3 protein-coding genes are annotated in these 1550 nt (G+C 37.9%); all 3 read right to left on the bottom strand.

The genetic code is table 11. The annotated features are described in order from the left end of the window. Window positions 1-174: 174 nt before the first annotated feature. Genes rpsR through rpsF form a run of 3 tightly spaced genes read right to left on the bottom strand, consistent with a single transcriptional unit; the run spans window position 175 to window position 1271 of the window. Window positions 175-411, bottom strand: a complete 237-nt coding sequence (gene rpsR / locus QOW94_RS10930) for a 30S ribosomal protein S18 (RefSeq protein WP_283680489.1) — start codon at window positions 409-411, stop codon at window positions 175-177. 33 nt (window positions 412-444) lie between these two features. Further along, a complete protein-coding gene (ssb, locus tag QOW94_RS10925) occupies window positions 445-945 on the bottom strand; it encodes a single-stranded DNA-binding protein (protein WP_283680487.1) in 501 nt (166 codons plus the stop codon). 29 nt (window positions 946-974) lie between these two features. After that, complete coding sequence (rpsF, locus tag QOW94_RS10920) at window positions 975-1271, bottom strand: 30S ribosomal protein S6 (RefSeq protein WP_283680486.1); 297 nt, start codon at window positions 1269-1271, stop codon at window positions 975-977. Between the last annotated feature and the right edge of the window lie 279 nt (window positions 1272-1550).

The raw sequence follows: 1550 nt of genomic DNA, 5'->3' as shown, positions 1-1550 counted from the left end.
TTGTTATGGCTTTAAAAATATGGCCCATTTATTCATCAGAATCAGATTGATTCATGATTAGACAAAAAAAGCATCACCTTTCGGCGATGCTTCAGAAACTTCATCAATACGATTTGACTAAGTTCCACAAAAAGACTGACACAAAACTTTCGTTTTATATCAGTCTTATTTATATTAATCTTCTGCAACGAATGGCATTAAGCCCATGATCCGTGCACGCTTAATAGCAATGGTTAACTTGCGTTGGTTCTTTGCGCTAGTTCCTGTAACCCGACGTGGAAGAATCTTTCCACGTTCTGACACAAACCGCTTCAACAAATCAGTATCTTTGTAATCAATAAACTCGATATGATTTGCTGCAATAAAATCAACTTTACGACGACGACGGCCGCCACGTCTTTGTTGAGCCATAATTGTTCCTCCTCAATTATTTTCGATTTCTACCTAGAATGGTAAATCATCATCGGAAATATCGATTGAGTCCCCAGAATTAGCAAATGGATCTGCAGGTGCAGAATTGTTATTGCTATTATTCGAAGAATTATTATCGAATGGATTTCCGTTATTTTGCTGAGGAGCACTGTTGCCTTGTGGAGCTGAACCACCATTATTGTTATCTCGTTGAGAACGAGGTTCCAATAAGGAGAAGTTTTCAACCACAATTTCAGTTACATAAACTCGTTGTCCTTGTTGGTTTTCGTAATTCCGAGTTTGAATTCGGCCTTCGACACCAACGAGGGAACCCTTATGAACGAAATTAGCAAAATTTTCAGCGGACTTGCGCCAGATTACACAGTTAATGAAATCAGCCTCACGCTCACCTTGTTGATTGGTAAAACGACGATCCACTGCAAGGGTAAAAGTACCCACTGCAGTACCACTTTGTGTGTATCGTAAATCAACATCGCGGGTTAGGCGACCCGTTAGAACTGCTCGATTTAGCATGCTGAATATGCCCCTCTCATTATTAATTATTAACCTTCACGAACGATAGTCATATGACGTAAAATATCGTCATTGATCTTTGCAAGACGGTCAAATTCGTTCAAAGCTTCGTCAGAATCAGTTGAAAGGTTGATAATGTGGTAAGTACCTTCATTATAACCGCCGATTTCGTAAGCAAACTTACGCTTTGACCAATCTTTAGAATCGATAATCTTAGCATTATTGTCGCTAACAACCTTGTCGAATCTTTCTACTAAAGCAGTCTTAGCAGCATCATCGATGTCTGGACGAATAATGTAAGTAATTTCGTATTTCTTTTCTTCCATTTTTGTACACCTCCTCGTGGACTAATGGCTCTTTATGCAAGAGCAAGGAGAGTTTCTGTATTATCAGATACTCACAAGATAAAAGTGTAACACTCCTTGAATAAAATATCAATACGCCTATTTGTTGATTTCGATACACATAATTATATCCGAAAAGAGGCCGGGACATAAGTCCCGCCAATAAATAAACTGGATCATATTTTTCATGACTTTTTGAAAAATATGATCCAGTTTTTCTTTTATCAGTAAAAAATAAGAAAAATTAGCCATCATCAAGGC

This window comes from Lentilactobacillus sp. Marseille-Q4993 (assembly GCF_951230165.1).
Lineage (GTDB): Bacteria > Bacillota > Bacilli > Lactobacillales > Lactobacillaceae > Lentilactobacillus.
This window is presented reverse-complemented; position numbering and strand designations above follow the sequence as displayed.

Coding starts and splice junctions, on each gene's coding strand:
- rpsF (WP_283680486.1), bottom strand. CDS start 1,271: ATGGAAGAAAAGAAATACGAAATTACTTACATTATTCGTCCAGACATC.
- rpsR (WP_283680489.1), bottom strand. CDS start 411: ATGGCTCAACAAAGACGTGGCGGCCGTCGTCGTCGTAAAGTTGATTTT.
- ssb (WP_283680487.1), bottom strand. CDS start 945: ATGCTAAATCGAGCAGTTCTAACGGGTCGCCTAACCCGCGATGTTGAT.